We start from the raw sequence: 16,217 nt of genomic DNA, 5'->3' as shown, positions 1-16,217 counted from the left end.
GCACCCTAGTCCGCGAGCCTGAACGATGACTAAGGGCTCCGGAAGAACGGATCTCGTCGGGTGCCAGCCGCCGCGCCCGTGTGACGGATGCACGACTCGCCAGAGCGAACAAACTTCCGGTGGGGTGCATCGAACCCTACGACAACCCAACAGGCAGACACAGCCAGGAGCTCATGATGCGCGCAACGTCGATGGTCGGAACCCTCACCTGCCTCCTGCTCGCGGCGGGGTGCTCGTCACCCGCACACCAGGACGGCAACGCCGCGCCGGCCGGCTCGCCGGAGCCGACGACCAGCGCGGCCACCACCGGCACGCCCACCCCGTCCACCCCGCCCAGCTCGTCCCCGTCGTCCCCGTCGTCCGCCCGACCGGCCAGCGACCCGACCCGCCCGGCGTCGCTCGTCCTGGGCCCGGACGGCATCGGTTCGCTCAAGCTCGGCATGACCCGTCAGCAGGCCACCGGAACGGGCCTGCTGCGGGCCTTCACGAACAACGCCGGCGGCTGCGCGCCGGCGCACCTGCGGGCCGCCCCGACCGGGGATGAGGTCGTCCTCCTCTCGCCGACGCTGGGAATCGCCACAATCGACGCGTACGCGGGCATCAGGACGCCCGAGGGAGCGCGGATCGGCATGTCGAGCGCCGAGATGCTGCGGATCTACCCGACGTGGAAGGCAGCCGACGGAGACGCGACGAACGGTCGCGGCACCGCCAAGACCCCCGGCAACAGCAAGGCCGTCTACCGCATCGAGACGAAGAACGGCAAGGTCATCAGCCTGACCCTGCAGTACGCGAACCAGGACTGCTACGAGTAGGCGGACCCGAAACGGCCGGCCTGCGGCGCCAGCGCGCTGGACACCCGCAGGCCGGCCAGGATCTCGTCGGTCAGGTCCTCATCGCCGACCTGCTTGATCTGCAGGTAGACGCCACAGCGGCGCTGCGGCACGGCCAACACCACCTCGCTGAACGACACCGAAGCGCCACACGACGTCCACCGTCGTACCAGTGCCCTGTCCCCACCCACGTCCACTGTGCGGTCGGGCTGCCGGACGCAGGAGGCGTGGCTGGGCAGCGCCGGTTCCGGACCCCCGGCGAGCAGGGACCTGCTCGCGCCGACGAACACGCCGGGCATCCCGCTCGCCGGATCCGGCCACACAGCGAGATTCGGGGCGACCACGACACCCGGCGCCTGGCCGGCGGGAAGTCGCAGCACCGAAGGATCCCAGCCGGCGTCCTTCACCTGACCGGCCCAGCTCGCCGGCACCGCGACCGACAGAGCACCGGAGGCGTCGTCCACGCGCACCCAACCGGACCGTGCCGACGGCGTGGAACTGGAACCCGTGGTGGCCAGCAGCGCGGTCAGCGCGACACCGACGCCGACGACCCGCCCCACCTGCCGTACGAACCGGCCACGGCCGGCGTCCCGCTCCAGCGACGCGATGACCCGGTGCAGTTCGTCGCGCATCACGGCGGCGGACGCCCAGCGTTGCCGCGGGTCGGGATGCAGCGCCCGTCGCACCAGGTCGTCCACTTCAGAGGGAAGGCCGGGACGAAGCTGGGACGGCCGGAGCGCTGTGCGCCCGGCCCGGCCCGAACGGCTGCCGTTGGACCGTGCCGGCTCGGGAGCGCGGCCGGTCACCATGTGGTAGGTCGTCGCGCCGATCGCGTACACGTCGGCGCGGATGTCCAGACCACCACCGGCGGTGGCCTGCTCGGGTGGCATGTAGCCGGGTGTGCCGGCCGCGATCGTGAACCCGGACGCGTTGGCGAGCGCCTTGGCCAGACCGAGGTCGGCGACCAGCACCCGATCCCGGTCCGCAGCCGGCTGAAACAACACATTGGACGGTTTGAGATCCCGGTGCAGCACGCCGCCCTCGTGCAGCACCGTGACGGCGCTGGCGATGTCGGCCGCGATGAGCAGGGCCTCGCGTACGGGCAGCGGCCCCGAGACGAGTCGGTCCGCGAGGGTGCCGCCAGCCGCGTACGGCATCACCAGGTACGGCCGTCCATCAGGCAGCTCACCGACGTCGAGCACACGCATGAGCAGACTGGAATCCGTCCGCCGCATGATCCGCGCTTCCTGCTCGAACCGCTCCCGCAGATCGGTGTGGTACGACCAGTTGTCCGCCAGCACCTTGATCGCGACGGAAGCGTCCAGAGCATCGTCGGCGCCGAGCCACACGGTGGCGAACGCTCCGGAGCCGATCCGCCCTACCACGCGGTATCGACCGATCTTGCCGGGTACTGACACGCCCGTATTATGGCCGACAAGACGCTGAGGAACGGGGCCTGAGCTTGTCAGACGATCTTGCTGTCGAGGATCTCGCCGGCCGTGCCGCCCGGGGCGACGCCGCCGCACTTGACATGTTGCTGGCCAGGATCGAGCCGCAGGTCATGCGGCAGTGCCTGCGCCTCCTCCCCTGCCGCCAGGATGCCGAAGAGGCGTGCCAGGATGCCCTCCTGCAGGTCGCCCGCAAGATCGACAGCTTCGCCGGCCGGTCGAAGTTCTCCACCTGGCTGCACATCGTCACTGCCAACTGCGCCCGTCAGACGTACCGCAGCCTCAAGCGCCGGGCCGATGAGCAGTCCACGCCACAGCTTCCGCTCGACGCCGCCGACCCGCGCACCACAAGCGTGATCGCGGGTTCCCGACTCGACCTGCTGGACGCGCTGGAACGACTGGAGGCCCACCGACCCGAACTGGTCGCCCCTCTGGTGCTGCGCGACCTGTGCCAGTTGACCTACGACCAGATCGCCGACCACCTCGCCATTCCGGTCGGCACCCTGAAGTCACGCATCCACGACGCACGACGGCACGTGCGCGCCTCGCTTCAGGCCACCTGACACTGCGCCACCCACAGCGGCGTCGGCCCGGTGGAACGCCGGCCAGGGCGTCAGATCTCCAGCGACGGCTCGTCCGGCGCGGTGCCCCGCTCCACAGCCACACCGAGCGCGCGCAGGTCGGCCACGAAATCCGGGTACCCCCGGTCGACGTGGTGCACGTGGGACACCTCGGTTGGTCCGTCCGCGCACAGGCCGGCGATGATCAGCCCGGCGCCGGCGCGGATGTCGGTGGCCCGGACCGGCGCTCCGGAGAGTCGTTCCCGCCCCCGGACCACCGCGTGGTGCCCGTCGGTCTTGATGTCCGCGCCGAGCCGCATCATCTCGTTGGCGAACATGAACCGGCCGTCGAAGATGTTCTCCGTGATCAGTGAGGCGCCGTCGCTGACCGCGGCCAGTCCGATCGCCATGGGCAGCAGGTCGGTGGCGAAACCGGGGTACGGCAGCGTCACCACGTCCACCGCCCGGGGCCTGTCGTCCATGCGCACCCGGAAGCCGTCACCGTGCGTCTCGACCAGGCCGCCGGCCGCGACGACCTTGTCCAGCGCGACCTCCAGGTAGGCCGGGTCCAGCCCGGTCACCGTCACGTCGCCGCGCGTCATCGCGGCGCCGAAGGCCCAGGTGCCCGCGACGATCCGGTCCCCCACTGTGGCGTGCCGCACCGGGCGCAGGCCGGCCACGCCGGTGATCCGCAGGGTGGACGTGCCGGCGCCGGAGATCCGCGCGCCCATCTGGTTGAGCATCGTGCAGATGTCCACGATCTCCGGCTCGCGGGCCGCGTTGTCGATCATCGTGGTGCCCTGTGCCAGCACGGCCGCCATCACCAGGTTCTCGGTGGCGCCCACGCTGGGGAAGTCCAGCACGATGTCCGCGCCGCGCAGCCCGTGCGGAGCCTCGGCGATCACGAAGCCGTGCTCGCCGGAGATCTCCGCGCCCATCCGGGTCAGCCCGGAGATGTGCATGTCCAGTCCCCGCGAGCCGATCGCGTCGCCGCCGGGGTGGGCCACCCGCACGTACCCTCGGCGGGCCAGCAGCGGTCCCAGCACGCAGATCGATGCGCGCAGCCGCCGGACCAGGTCGTAGTCGGCCTCCGCGCCGGGTTGCTCGGGCACGTCGATGGTCACCGAGCGGGACCGGGCGACCCCGCCGCGGGCCACCATGGGATCGACGGGGTCGTCCGCGTCGAACCGGACGTCGCAGCCCAGCCGTCGCAGCACCTCCCCCATGATCGCGATGTCGGTGATCCGGGGAACATTGGTGATCACGCTGCGCCCGGGGGCGAGCAGCGCGGCGGCCATCAGCTTCAGGGCCGAGTTCTTGGCGCCGACGACGTGTACGGTGCCCGCCAGCCGGGCGGCACCGCAGACCCGGATGACGTCGACGTCGTTGACCGCCGGGTCACCGGCGTCGCCGGGACCCACCACCGCGGGCCAGCCGGCTGTCGCCTCCGGCCGTGCGGGGATCGTCAGGTCCGGTATCCGTAGGCTGTGCGTCATGGCCGTCCACCTCACGCGCATCTACACCAAGGCCGGCGACGCCGGCATGACCAGGCTGAGCAACAACGAGCAGGTCCCGAAGACCGATCCACGGATCGCCGCGTACGCGGATGTCGACGAGTGCAACGCGGCGATCGGTGTCGCGCTCGCTCTCGGCCAGCTCGACGAGGAACTGCGGGGCGTGCTGGCGTCGGTGCAGAACGACCTGTTCGACGTCGGCGCCGACCTGTCCACCCCGGTCGAGCCGGAGCCGAAGTATCCGCCGCTGCGGGTGACCGAGGAGTACGTCGAGCGCCTGGAGGGCTGGTGCGACGAGTACAACGCACGCCTGAGCACGCTCGACTCCTTCATCCTCCCCGGCGGCACCGCGGGCGCGGCGCTGCTGCACGTGGCGCGGACCATCGCCCGGCGTGCCGAGCGGGCGGCGTGGGCGCTGGTCAACCACGATCCGGACCGGACCAGCCCGCTCCCGGCAAAGTATCTCAACCGGCTCTCCGATCTGCTCTTTATCCTGTCAAGAACGGCAAATCCGGCGGGAGACGTGCTATGGGTGCCGGGCGGCAAGCGCTGAACGTCGACGCTGTGCAGGCGTGGGTTCCCCATCTGACCGCGCCCACGCGTCGGCGCAGCCGACTCCTCGGACAGGGCTGCGCTCCAAGGCGGAGCTGACTCCGGTCAACGCCCTGATCAACCCCGGTTCCTTGACGTCGGGGTGTCCCTGCCACGAGGACACCCCGGCATCAGGAAAGTCGAGTCGATCAACGCTGGGGCAGGACGCAGCTGCATCGGTAACGGCAGCTGACAAAAGGACGGCGCCAGAACGACGCACAGCGCCGGAAACCCCAAGAGCAACCACCGAAAGGCGGGTCAGGCAGCCGGCCAGTCCTGGGAGGCCATACGCGGCGAGACCGCCCCCGGAGGGGCGGCCTCGAGCCAGGAGAGGAAACCGGTCACGGTAGATCGCGCCATGGCGATCTCCACCGGTGCGTGGTGACTGGTACAGCGGAGGATCACCCAGTCGGCCGGCATGGAGAGCCGCTCCTGCCCTTCGGGCAACCGGCGGCGCTCGACCGCGAGATCCTTGCGGGAGAGAACCCGCTTGGGACGGAGCGCGAAGCTGAACATCCGATACCAGCGCAGCTCGTCACCGGCGAACCGACCGAAGCCGGGCGACCAGCCACGCCCGTCGAGCACCGTGGTGACCCGGACGCTGAGCCGGATGATGCCACCGCTGCGGGTCACGACGGCCCGCCGGACGAAGAGCACGAGAAGCGCGACGAGGATGACGGCGACGCCGATCCCGAAGCCCTCGACGATCTCCATCCGCGGTGTGACTCAGCGGCTCTGCGCGGAAACCGGGGTAGCGCTCTCGGCCAGCACGGTGACGCCTTCGGCGCTCACCGAGAGGAAGCCGCCGGCCACCTCGTAGGAGACCTGCTCACCGCCGGCCAGCTTGATGCGGACCTGGCCGGGCTCGGCGAGCTGGCCGAGCAGCGGCGCGTGCCCCGGCAGGACACCGAGCTCGCCCTCGGTGGTCCGGGCGACGACCATCTCGGCCTCACCGGACCAGACCTTCTCCTCGACGGCGACGAGCTCGACGTGAAGCTGCTGTGCCACGCTGTCTCCTTGCTGCGGCGACGGATTGCCGAAAGTCTAGTCGTGCGGGTGAGCCACCCCCAACGCGGGTGGGGAGAGCTGCGCCACGGCTACTTGGTCTTGTTCTGGAATTCCGGGTGCTCCAGCAGGAACGGGTCCAGTTGTTCATTGTGCAGGGCGGTGAAGAAGTCCGGGACACCTGCCTGGAACTGCTCACCCTTGTAGGTCTTGCCCTCGAAGACCGGACCGCCGGGGAGCTTGATCATCTGGATGGTGTCCGGGCGGATGTTCTTCAGGGCCAGCCCGTAGTCGACCACGCTGTTGCCCCGCCCGTTGAAGATCAGCGACTGGCCGGCGGCGCGAAGCACCTTGTCGAGCTTGATCGGGTTGGCGACCACGTCGGCACTGAAGGCCTGGCCGACCATCGCCTTGACGAACTGCTGCTGGTGGCGCTGCCGGCCGTAGTCGGCGTCCGGCACACCGTTCTTCGGGTAGCGCTGCCGGACGTAGTCCAGGGCCTGCCACCCGCTGAGGTGGTGGTTGCCCTTCTTGTAGATCGCCTGCGGGCCGACGTAACCCTCGCCGCGCGTGTTGCCCGGTCGGGGCTTGCCGTCCGGCTGCTTGTGCTCGGACTTCACGTCCCGCTCGACGTACATGTCGACGCCGCCCATCGCGTCGACGATCTTCTGGAAGCCGGTGAAGTTGATGATCGCGCCGGCGTCGAACCGCTTGATGCCGGTCACCCGCTGCACCGTGGTGGCCAGCAACTCGAAGCCGCGCGCCGCGTCGGGGTTGCCGTTGGGCACTCGACTGCCGAACGACATCGCCGCGTTGATCTTCGTCGTCTCGCCGGGGAAGTTGGCCTTCTTGAACGCCGGGATGTCGACGTAGAGGTCGCGCGGCAGCGAGAAGAGGTAGGCCCGGTCCATCGACGCGGGCACGTGCAGCACCATGATCGAATCGGCCAGCGGCGCCGCCGTCGGCGTACGAGGGTCGATGCCGACGAGCAAAAGGTTGAGCGGACCCTTGATATCGCTCTTCTTTTCCTTGGCGCCCGCCGCCTGGTCACCGAAGAGGTCGGCCTTGCCGACGGCGCCCTCGTAGCGGGCCATCAGCACCTCGCTGCCGACGAGAACACCGCCACTGAGCATGGCCAGCACCAGACCGAACACGGTGCACACCTTGGCCCAGCGCGGCACGCCCCGCCAGATGGACGACTTGCGGCCACTCTTGCCGGCCTTACCCACGCGCATCTCCGTTCGTTACGCCCACGAAGAGGAGACGGGCGCACGTCGTCGAAAGGTTGCAGAAGTCAGCGCTCGTTCAGGTGAACGCGCGAACCGACCGTATCTCGCGTGCCGCCGGAGTGACGACAACGGGTAACGGGACCGCGACGATGATAAGGCGTGAAGATGAACAAAAGACTGCCCCGACGTTGCCGGGGCAGTCTTTTGCGGTACGGATGAGCGGGCTGTCAGCCCTTCATCAGCTCCTCAGCCTTCTTCTCCAGGTCCTCGAGACCGCCGCACATGAAGAACGCCTGCTCGGGGAAGTGGTCGTACTCGCCCTCGCTGATCTTGCGGAACGCCTCGATGGTCTCCTTGATCGGGACCGTCGAGCCCGGCACGCCGGTGAACTGCTCCGCCGCGTAGGTGTTCTGCGAGAGGAAGCGCTCGATCCGCCGGGCACGGGCCACAGTGATCTTGTCTTCCTCGGAGAGCTCCTCGATACCGAGGATGGCGATGATGTCCTGCAGGTCCTTGTAGCGCTGCAGGATCCGCTTAACCTCGGTGGCGACCTGGAAGTGCTCCGGACCGACGAACTCCGGGGCGAGGATCCGGGACGAGGACGCCAGCGGGTCCACGGCCGGGTAGATGCCCTTGTCGGAGATCGACCGCTCCAGGTTGGTGGTCGCGTCCAGGTGGGCGAACGTGGTGGCCGGAGCGGGGTCGGTGTAGTCGTCCGCCGGCACGTAGATCGCCTGCATGGAGGTGATGGCCTGGCCCCGGACGGAGGTGATCCGCTCCTGGAGCTCGCCCATCTCGTCGGCAAGGGTCGGCTGGTAACCCACGGCGCTCGGCATGCGGCCGAGCAGGGTGGACACCTCGGAACCGGCCTGCGTGAAGCGGAAGATGTTGTCGATGAAGAGCAGCACCTCCTGCTTCTTCACGTCCCGGAAGTACTCAGCCATGGTCAGCGCGGAGAGCGCCACCCGCAGCCGGGTGCCCGGCGGCTCGTCCATCTGGCCGTAGACCAGCGCGGTCTTGTCGATGACGCCGGACTCGGTCATCTCGGCGATGAGGTCGTTGCCCTCACGGGTGCGCTCACCCACGCCGGCGAACACCGAGGTACCACCGAAGTTGCGGGCGACACGGGTGATCATCTCCTGGATGAGCACCGTCTTGCCCACGCCCGCGCCGCCGAACAGGCCGATCTTGCCGCCCTTGACGTACGGGGCGAGCAGGTCGATGACCTTGATGCCGGTCTCCAGCATCTCGGTCTTCGGCTCCAGGTCCGCGAAGGCCGGGGCCTTGCGGTGGATGCCCCACCGGTCGTCGGCCTCGAACGTTTCGCCCTCTTTGAGGTTGAGCACCTCGCCGATCGCGTTGAACACCTTGCCCTTGACCGCGTCGCCCACCGGCACGGTGATCGGCTCGCCGCGGTCACGCACCTCAGCGCCGCGAACCAGGCCGTCCGTCGGCTGCATCGAGATCGCGCGGACCAGGTTGTCACCCAGGTGCTGGGCAACCTCCAGGGTCAGCGTCTTCTCACCGCCGGACAGGTTCACGTCGACGTTGAGCGCGTTGAACAGGGCCGGCATGGCGTCGCGCGGGAACTCGGCGTCGACGACCGGGCCGATGACCCGGACCACGCGACCCGTGGCCGTCTTGGTCTCTACTGGTGCAGTCATCACACTTCACTTCCCGACGCGGCCAGCGCGTTCGCGCCGCCGACGATCTCGCTGATCTCCTGGGTGATCCCGGCCTGCCGGGCCGAGTTCATCTCACGCGTGTACTTGTCGATCATGTCTTCGGCGTTGTCGGTGGCGCTCTTCATCGCTCGCCGCCGTGCCGCCGACTCGCTCGCCGCCGACTCGATCAACGCCGCGTAGATCCGCGTGTTGATGTACCTCGGCAGGAGCGCGTCGAGCAGCGCCTCCGCCTCCGGCTCGAACTCGTACGCCGGCAGCAGCCCCTCGGAGCGGGGCCGATCCTCCACCTGCATCGGCCCGAGGATCTTGGCAACCGGGGTCTGCGTCATCAGCGAGTGGAACTCGGTGTAGACGATGTGCAACTCGTCGACGCCGAGCACCCCGTCCGCGCCGGCCCCGCCGTCGACGTCGTCCGCACCGGCGGTGAACGCCTTGATCAGCGTCTCACCCACCATGCGGGCGTCCTCGAACGACGGCTGCTCGCTGAACCCCGTCCAGTTCGCCTCGATCGGCCGGTCGCGGAACCGGTAGAACCCGACGCCCTTACGCCCGATGACGTAGAGCACCGGCTCCTTGCCGTCCGCCTGGAGCCGCGCGATGAGCGACTCCGCCGTCTTGATCGCGTTGGAGCTGTAGCCGCCGGCCAGGCCACGGTCGCTGGTGACCAGCAGGACGCCCGCCCGCCGCACCCGCTCACGCGGGGTGAGCAGCGGGTGGTCGATCCGCGCGTTGGACGCCAGCGCCGTGAGCACACCGGTGATGGCCTGGGCGTACGGCAGGGACGCCTGCACCCGGGCCTGGGCCTTGGCGATCCGGCTCGTCGCCACGAGCTCCATCGCCTTGGTGATCTTCTTCATCGACTTCGCCGAGCGGATCCGTTGACGAAGAACGCGTACCTGGGCCGCCATCGGATCAGCTCTCGGCCGGGCGGTCGGTCGTGCCGTCGCGGAAGCGGGTCACCGTCTCGCGGTTCTGCTCACCCTCCAGCGGCGCGGCCGGCGCGTCGTTGACCTTGCGCTCGTCCGCCTTACCGAGGAAGACCTGCTTGAACTCGGTGATCGCGGTGTCCAGGGAGCCGATGATGTCGTCGCCCCACTGGTTGTCGGCGATCGACGCCAGCACACCCGCGTGCTTGTGCCGCAGGTACTGGAGGAACTCCGACTCGAAGCGCCGGATCTCCCCCACCGGGATGTCGTCCAGCTTGCCCTCGGTGCCGGCCCAGACCGTGACGACCTCTTCCTGCACCGGGAACGGCGAGTAGTTCGGCTGCTTGAGCAGCTCGACAAGCCGGACACCGCGGTCCAGCTGGGCCCGGGATGCCTTGTCCAGGTCGGAGGCGAAGGCGGCGAACGCCTCCAGCTCGCGGTACTGGGCCAGGTTGAGCCGCAGCGAACCGGCGACCTTGCGCATCGGCTTCACCTGCGCGGCGCCACCGACCCGGGAGACCGAGGTGCCGACGTTGATCGCCGGACGGACGCCCTGGTTGAACAGGTCGGTCTCCAGGAAGATCTGGCCGTCGGTGATCGAGATGACGTTGGTCGGGATGAAGGCCGAGATGTCGTTGGCCTTCGTCTCGATGATCGGCAGACCGGTCATCGAGCCGCCACCCAGCTCGTCGGAGAGCTTCGCGCAGCGCTCCAGCAGGCGGGAGTGCAGGTAGAAGACGTCACCCGGGTACGCCTCGCGGCCCGGCGGGCGACGCAGCAGCAGCGACACGGCCCGGTACGCCTCGGCCTGCTTGCTCAGGTCGTCGAAGACGATCAGGACGTGCTTGCCGCCGTACATCCAGTGCTGCCCGATGGACGAGCCGGTGTACGGGGCGATGTACTTGAAGCCGGCCGGGTCGGACGCCGGGGAGGCCACGATGGTGGTGTACTCCATCGCGCCGGCCTCCTCCAGCTGGCCCTTGATCGAGGCGATCGTGGAGGCCTTCTGGCCGATGGCGACGTAGATGCAGCGAACCTGCTTCTTCGGGTCGCCGGTCTTCCAGTTGTCCCGCTGGTTGAGGATGGCATCCAGGGCGACTGTGGTCTTGCCGGTCTTGCGGTCGCCGATGATCAGCTGCCGCTGACCCCGACCGATCGGCGTCATCGCGTCGATCGCCTTGATGCCGGTCTGCAGCGGCTCGAACACCGACTGCCGGGACATCACGTTCGGAGCCTGCAGCTCCAGCTCGCGGTAGCCCTCGTCGGCGATGTCGCCGAGACCGTCGATCGGCTGGCCGAGCGCGTTGACCACGCGGCCGAGGAAGGCGTCGCCGACCGGAACCGAGAGCACCCGGTCGGTGCGCTTGACGCGCTGCCCCTCCTCCAGCTTGGCGGAGTCACCCAGGACGACGACGCCGATCTCCCGGACGTCGAGGTTCAACGCCACGCCGAGCGTGCCGTCCTCGAACTCCAGGAGCTCGTTGGTCTTGGTCGAGGGAAGGCCCTCGACGTGGGCGATGCCGTCGCCGGTGTCGGCGACGGTGCCGACCTCCTCGCGGGAGACGTCGGACGAGTAGGAGGAGACGTAGCGCTCCAGGGCGCCGCGGATCTCCTCCGTCGAGATGGTCAGCTCGGCCATCCTCTGCTTCCTTAAAATTCAGGGGCCCGGGATACCTAGTACCAACCGGTCCGAATGGCGTCTGTCAATCCAGGCGTTGGGCGGCGGAGCCACCCCGGCACTGTGCGGCGGAGCCGCTCAGCCGCGGGGCGGCGATGCCGTTCAGCGCTTCGCGAGCGCGTTGCGGGTCTCGTTGAGGCGGCGCAGGATCGTGCCGTCGTACAGGTCGGAGCCGACCCGGACGCTCACGCCACCGAGGACGGCGGGGTCGACCGTCTGCTTGACGGAGACCTCTCGACCGTATATCGCGGTGAGGCTCGCACCCAGCCGACGCTCGTCCTCGTCACTCAACGGGGCCGCGACGGTCACGTACGCCACCTGCCGGTCCCGCCGGTCGGCGGCCAGTTCGACCAGCCGGGTGAGCGCCCCGATGAAGGAGCGTCCACCGAACCCGCTCAGCGCCACCTCGACGAGGCGGACGGTGACCGGGTGGGCCTTGTCGGCGAGCAGCTCACGGGCCAGGGTGGCCCGCCGCTCGACCGGGGCGGCCGGGTCGGCCAACGCGTTGCTCAGCGCCGACTGACCCGTCACGACCTGACCGAAGCGGAACAGCTCGTCCTCGACCTCGCCCAGCTCGCCGGCGGAGTCGGCGCTGGCCAGCAGCGCCTCCACGCCCAGGCGTTCGGTGCCGTCGAGCAGTTCCGACGGCGCCGACCAGCGGCCGGAGACCAGCGACACGAGCAGGTCGAGCGCGTCGGCGCCGATCCGCCCGCCCAGCATGTCGCCGAGCAGAGCGCCGCGGTCCGCGCCGGAGCGGGCCGGCTCGGACAGCGCCCGGCGCAGCCGCGGCTCACGCCGCAGCAGGGTCGCCACGGAGAGGATGGCGTCGGCGGTGGAGGCCACCGCCGACGGCTCCGCGCCGCGGACGTACGCGTCGAGGCGCTCGGCCGCGACCTTGTACGACTCCCGGCTGGCGGCCTGCATCAGCGGGCCCCCGTGCTCTCGAGGCCGCTCAGGAACCGGTCGACGGTGCCCTTGCGTCGCGCCTCGTCGGCCAGCGACTCGCCAACGATCTTGCTGGCCAGGTCCACCGCGATCGTGCCGACCTCGGCACGCAGCTCACGCACGATGGTGGCCCGCTCGGCGGCGAGCGCGTCCTTACCGGCCTGGATGACCCGGTCGGACTCTTCCCGCGCCTTGGCGAGGATGTCCTGCCGGATCCCCTCGGCGTCGGCCCGCGCGTCGTCACGGATCTTGGCGGCGTCGGTGCGGGCCTCAGCGAGCTGGGCCCGGTACTGCTCAAGCAGCTGGTTCGCCTCGGCCTGGGCGGCCTCGGCGCGCTTGATGCCACCCTCGATCGCGTCGACCCGGGCCTGGAACGTCTGCTCCATACGGGGGAAGACGAACTTCATCAGCACGAAGCAGAGCACGGCGAAGGCGACAGTGCCGACCACGATCTCTTGCCAGATCGGAATGATCGGGTTGTGGTCTGACTCACCACCCTCGGCGGCGAGGAGGAACAACATGGGTGACCTCCCGGTCGGAAGGGGTGGAATCAGCCGGCCCAGATGAAGCCGAAGGCGATGCCGAACAGCGCCAGCGCCTCGATGACGGCGAAGCCGATCCAGACGTACGGCAGGGTCATGCGCGACGACTCGGGCTGCCGGGCGGTCGACTGGATGTAGGCGGCGAAGACCAGGCCAACGCCGATGCCCGGGCCGATGGCCGCGAGGCCGTAGCCGATGGCGGCGGTGCTGCCCTCTACCGCGGCGACGTAATCCATTAGTGGTTCCTCCTGGTTATCACGCGTGACTCTCACGCGGGACGACAACGGTTGGTGCGTGGATCAGTGCTCTTCGGCGAGCGCGCCCTGGATGTAGCTGGCGCTCAGCACCGTGAAGACGTAGGCCTGCAGGACGATGACCAGCGCCTCGAGAAGGGTCAGCGCCACGGTCATCACCCAGGAGACCACCGATACGGGCGCCAGCCAGGCGTTGGCGTTGAGCATCGCGAAGCCGCCGAGCGTGAAGACCAGCAGGAGCATGTGGCCGGCGAACATGTTCGCGAAGAGACGGACGGCCAGCGAGAACGGCCGGATGATGAAGGTCGAGAACGCCTCGATCGGGATCAGCAGCGGCAGGATGTACCACGGTGCCGGCGGGATCAGGGCGTGCTTGAAGTATTTGCCGAACCCGTGGTGCCGGATGCCGATGTAGTTGAACAGCACGTAGCTGATCACCGCGAGGATCGCCGGGAAGGCGATGTGCGAGTTCGGCGAGATCTGGAAGAACGGGATGATCGCGAACGCGTTCGTCAGCAGCACGAAGCAGAAGAGCGTCGTGAAGTAGGGGGCGAACCGCACGCCCTGGTGCCCGATCATGTCGACCGAGATGTTGTTGCGCACGAAGCCGTAGATCGACTCGGCGAACCACTGCTTCTTGGTCGGCACCAGCTTCGGGTTCCGATAGGTCGCCAGGAAAAAGATGATCAGGACGCCGACCGCGAGCCAGATCATCAGCGTGAACTTGGTGAACCACGGCGCGTTCTCCGCGCCCCAGGGCACGATCGCGGGCAGGTAGAAGTCGTCCACGCTGGGTGGGAATGCCGCCTGGCCCGCTGCCAGGACGTTCGCCTGTCCGAACACCGCGTCCCTTCCTAAGTAGGCGTGCCGAGTCGGCGGATGACCAGGATGACTCCCCCAGCCATGCCGAGCACGAAGCCGATCCCGGTGGCGACGCCACCGGTGTCGAGCCACTGGTCGACCAGCCAGCCGATGAAACCCCACACGAGCATGCCTCCGATGAGGTAGCTGAGCGCGGTCCAACCCTGACCGGCGCCGGACGGATAGTCGTCCGGTTCACCGGCGGGGCGGGGGGTTTGGTCATCAGCCATGACGGGGCGAACGATATCAGCCGGGAAGACGAGGCTGTGCCTCACCCCCCGCACAACCATCGTTGTGTGGGCATCTCGTGGGCGCCGTCGTCTGTGGGCACGCTACTCCCCTTCCGCCCGTCGGAAAATGACCGGAGGCCGACACATTGCGGCGCGTCCGCTGGTTGGGACGGCGGGCCGGCCGATCGCCAGGTCAGTCCCGTGGCCGGTGGGCGTACACCCTGGTCAGCCACCAGAGGTGCACCGCTGTCCACACTGCCACCCCGGCGACGATGCCGAGGCAAAGAGGAATCAACCCGGCCCAGCCGGTCGAGGCCACCGCCACCAGCACGACACCCAACAGGGTGAACTTCAGCACGTACAGGCCCACGCCGAGCGGCAGCAGCAGCTGCGGGTTGACCTGGTCCGCCCGGGCCAGCACCACCGTGGTCAGCGTGTAGCTGAGCACCGTGACGCCCACCCCGGCCGCCGCGCCGAACGCCGCTGTCGCGCCGCCGGTCACCGCGCCGACGACCGCCGCGACAACGGCCAGCGCCAGCGACGCGCCCAGGAGCACCGGCAGGTGCCGCAACCGCCACCGCCGGTCGGCGGCGGGCTCGACCACCCCGGGCTCAGCCACGGGGGTACGCCGGGAAGGCCGCGGCCAACTCGGCCACCTCGGCGCCGATCCGGGTCAGCGCGTCGGCGCCACCGGGTGCGCCCGGGTCGGCGCGCACCGCACGCGCGATCAGGGCGGCCACCTGCCGCAGCTCACCCTCGCGCATCCCCTGGGTGGTGACGCTCGGCGTGCCCACCCGGATGCCGGAGGCCACCAGCGGCGGCTGCGGATCGTACGGGATGGCGTTCTTGTTGAGCGTGATCGCGGCGGCGTCGCACCGGGCCTCGGCCTCCGCGCCGGTCACCCCCAGCTCCCGCAGGTCGATCAGGGCCAGGTGGCTGTCCGTGCCGCCGGACACCGGGCGCATCCCCTCGTCGGCCAGCCCGGCCGCGAGCGCCTGCGCGTTGCTGACCACCTGGCGGGCGTACGTCTGGAACTCCGGCTGGGCGGCCTCGCGCAGCGCCACCGCCTTCGCCGCCACCGCGTGCATCAGCGGGCCACCCTGGGTGAACGGGAAGACCGCCTTGTCGATCCGCTGGGCCAGCGACCCGCGGCAGAGGATCATGCCGCCGCGCGGGCCACGCAGGACCTTGTGGGTGGTGGCGCAGACGACGTCGGCGTACGGCACCGGGGACGGAATGGCCCGCCCGGCCACCAGGCCGATGAAGTGCGCGGCGTCCACCATCAGGTACGCGCCGACCTCGTCGGCGATCTCCCGGAACCGGGCGAAGTCGATCAGCCGGGGGTACGCGGTCGCGCCACAGATGATCAGCTTGGGCCGGTGCGTCCGGGCCAGGTCGCGTACCTCGTCGTAGTCGATCAGCTCGGTGTCCGGCCGGACCGGGTAACCGACCGGGCGGAACCACTTGCCGGAGAAGTTCACCCGGCTGCCGTGGGTGAGGTGCCCGCCGTGCGGCAGGTCCATCGCCAGCACCGTGTCCCCCGGCTGCACCAGCGCGGCGTACGCGGCCAGGTTGGCGCTCGCCCCCGAGTGCGGCTGGAGGTTGGCGTGCTCGGCCCCGAAGAGCTCCTTGGCGCGGGCGATGCCGATCTCCTCGGCCCGGTCCACCTCGGCGCAGCCGCCGTAGTAGCGCCGGCCCGGGTAGCCCTCGGCGTACTTGTTGGTGAGCGTCGATCCGAGCGCGGCCAGCACCGCCGGCGAGGTCAGGTTCTCGCTGGCGATGAGCTGCAGGCCGCCGCGCAACCGGTCCAGTTCGCCGAGGACCACAGCGGCGATCTCCGGATCAGTGGCCCTGAGCTGCGCGAAATCCGGCCCCCAGAAGGTGCTCGTCTCGGTCTCCACAGCGAACGAGTCTAGGGG

At 69.5% G+C, this 16,217-nt stretch carries 18 protein-coding genes; 3 read left to right on the top strand and 15 right to left on the bottom strand.

Annotated elements, in window-relative coordinates; genetic code table 11:
- Window positions 1-176 precede the first annotated feature (176 nt).
- Window positions 177-812 (top strand): hypothetical protein, encoded by a 636-nt coding sequence (locus AB0B97_RS22170; protein WP_357496021.1) that lies wholly within the window; start codon window positions 177-179, stop codon window positions 810-812.
- Here AB0B97_RS22170 and AB0B97_RS22165 read toward each other — a convergent pair.
- On the bottom strand, window positions 803-2,248 hold the full coding sequence (locus AB0B97_RS22165) for a serine/threonine-protein kinase (protein WP_357496019.1): 1,446 nt from the start codon (window positions 2,246-2,248) through the stop codon (window positions 803-805). The two genes, AB0B97_RS22170 and AB0B97_RS22165, sit on opposite strands and share 10 nt — an antisense overlap.
- A 44-nt stretch (window positions 2,249-2,292) precedes the next feature.
- On the opposite strand from AB0B97_RS22165, the gene AB0B97_RS22160 reads away from it, so the two are divergent.
- Window positions 2,293-2,841, top strand: a complete 549-nt coding sequence (locus AB0B97_RS22160) for an RNA polymerase sigma factor (RefSeq protein ID WP_357496017.1) — start codon at window positions 2,293-2,295, stop codon at window positions 2,839-2,841.
- A gap of 50 nt (window positions 2,842-2,891) precedes the next feature.
- Here AB0B97_RS22160 and murA read toward each other — a convergent pair whose 3' ends face one another.
- Window positions 2,892-4,334 (bottom strand): UDP-N-acetylglucosamine 1-carboxyvinyltransferase, encoded by a 1,443-nt coding sequence (murA, locus tag AB0B97_RS22155; RefSeq protein ID WP_357496015.1) that lies wholly within the window; start codon window positions 4,332-4,334, stop codon window positions 2,892-2,894.
- Here murA and AB0B97_RS22150 point away from each other — a divergent pair.
- Window positions 4,333-4,905 carry a cob(I)yrinic acid a,c-diamide adenosyltransferase gene (locus AB0B97_RS22150; RefSeq protein ID WP_234588729.1) on the top strand — a complete coding sequence of 191 codons (573 nt, stop codon included), beginning with the start codon at window positions 4,333-4,335 and terminating at the stop codon, window positions 4,903-4,905. The genes murA and AB0B97_RS22150 overlap by 2 nt on opposite strands.
- 296 nt (window positions 4,906-5,201) lie before the next feature.
- Here the strand turns inward: AB0B97_RS22150 and AB0B97_RS22145 are convergent, their stop codons facing one another.
- The 13 genes from AB0B97_RS22145 to glyA all read right to left on the bottom strand — a co-directional run bounded on the left by AB0B97_RS22145 (window position 5,202) and on the right by glyA (window position 16,199).
- A complete protein-coding gene (locus AB0B97_RS22145; RefSeq protein ID WP_357496012.1) occupies window positions 5,202-5,657 on the bottom strand; it encodes a DUF2550 domain-containing protein in 456 nt (151 codons plus the stop codon).
- Between the two features lie 12 nt (window positions 5,658-5,669).
- Complete coding sequence (locus tag AB0B97_RS22140; protein ID WP_234588727.1) at window positions 5,670-5,951, bottom strand: F0F1 ATP synthase subunit epsilon; 282 nt, start codon at window positions 5,949-5,951, stop codon at window positions 5,670-5,672.
- An 89-nt stretch (window positions 5,952-6,040) separates the two neighbouring features.
- The gene (locus AB0B97_RS22135) at window positions 6,041-7,183 is read right to left on the bottom strand and encodes an LCP family protein (RefSeq protein ID WP_357496010.1); all 1,143 of its coding nucleotides are present in this window, start codon (window positions 7,181-7,183) and stop codon (window positions 6,041-6,043) included.
- 221 nt (window positions 7,184-7,404) lie between these two features.
- Window positions 7,405-8,841, bottom strand: a complete 1,437-nt coding sequence (atpD, locus tag AB0B97_RS22130) for a F0F1 ATP synthase subunit beta (RefSeq protein WP_357496008.1) — start codon at window positions 8,839-8,841, stop codon at window positions 7,405-7,407.
- Window positions 8,841-9,770 carry a F0F1 ATP synthase subunit gamma gene (locus AB0B97_RS22125; protein ID WP_357496006.1) on the bottom strand — a complete coding sequence of 310 codons (930 nt, stop codon included), beginning with the start codon at window positions 9,768-9,770 and terminating at the stop codon, window positions 8,841-8,843. Before AB0B97_RS22125 ends, atpD begins: the two co-directional genes overlap by 1 nt.
- A 4-nt stretch (window positions 9,771-9,774) precedes the next feature.
- Complete coding sequence (atpA, locus tag AB0B97_RS22120; RefSeq protein ID WP_234588722.1) at window positions 9,775-11,427, bottom strand: F0F1 ATP synthase subunit alpha; 1,653 nt, start codon at window positions 11,425-11,427, stop codon at window positions 9,775-9,777.
- Between the two features lie 141 nt (window positions 11,428-11,568).
- Window positions 11,569-12,390 carry a F0F1 ATP synthase subunit delta gene (locus AB0B97_RS22115; RefSeq protein WP_357496004.1) on the bottom strand — a complete coding sequence of 274 codons (822 nt, stop codon included), beginning with the start codon at window positions 12,388-12,390 and terminating at the stop codon, window positions 11,569-11,571.
- Window positions 12,390-12,929 carry a F0F1 ATP synthase subunit B gene (locus AB0B97_RS22110; protein WP_112584053.1) on the bottom strand — a complete coding sequence of 180 codons (540 nt, stop codon included), beginning with the start codon at window positions 12,927-12,929 and terminating at the stop codon, window positions 12,390-12,392. The genes AB0B97_RS22115 and AB0B97_RS22110 overlap by 1 nt, the downstream gene beginning before the upstream one ends.
- 32 nt (window positions 12,930-12,961) lie before the next feature.
- Window positions 12,962-13,189 carry an ATP synthase F0 subunit C gene (locus AB0B97_RS22105; RefSeq protein WP_074314047.1) on the bottom strand — a complete coding sequence of 76 codons (228 nt, stop codon included), beginning with the start codon at window positions 13,187-13,189 and terminating at the stop codon, window positions 12,962-12,964.
- 63 nt (window positions 13,190-13,252) lie between these two features.
- A complete protein-coding gene (atpB, locus tag AB0B97_RS22100) occupies window positions 13,253-14,050 on the bottom strand; it encodes a F0F1 ATP synthase subunit A (protein ID WP_357496002.1) in 798 nt (265 codons plus the stop codon).
- An 11-nt stretch (window positions 14,051-14,061) separates the two neighbouring features.
- The gene (locus AB0B97_RS22095) at window positions 14,062-14,298 is read right to left on the bottom strand and encodes an AtpZ/AtpI family protein (protein WP_124773539.1); all 237 of its coding nucleotides are present in this window, start codon (window positions 14,296-14,298) and stop codon (window positions 14,062-14,064) included.
- Window positions 14,299-14,491: 193 nt separating this feature from the next.
- Window positions 14,492-14,917: a hypothetical protein gene (locus AB0B97_RS22090; RefSeq protein ID WP_234588719.1), complete on the bottom strand. Its 426-nt coding sequence runs from the start codon at window positions 14,915-14,917 to the stop codon at window positions 14,492-14,494.
- Window positions 14,910-16,199, bottom strand: a complete 1,290-nt coding sequence (gene glyA / locus AB0B97_RS22085) for a serine hydroxymethyltransferase (RefSeq protein WP_357496000.1) — start codon at window positions 16,197-16,199, stop codon at window positions 14,910-14,912. Before glyA ends, AB0B97_RS22090 begins: the two co-directional genes overlap by 8 nt.
- Window positions 16,200-16,217: the final 18 nt, after the last annotated feature.

It is taken from the genome of Micromonospora sp. NPDC049004, assembly GCF_040649315.1.
Taxonomy (GTDB): domain Bacteria; phylum Actinomycetota; class Actinomycetes; order Mycobacteriales; family Micromonosporaceae; genus Micromonospora.
Note: the sequence above shows the minus strand (reverse complement) of the source record. Positions and strands in the feature narration are given on the sequence as shown.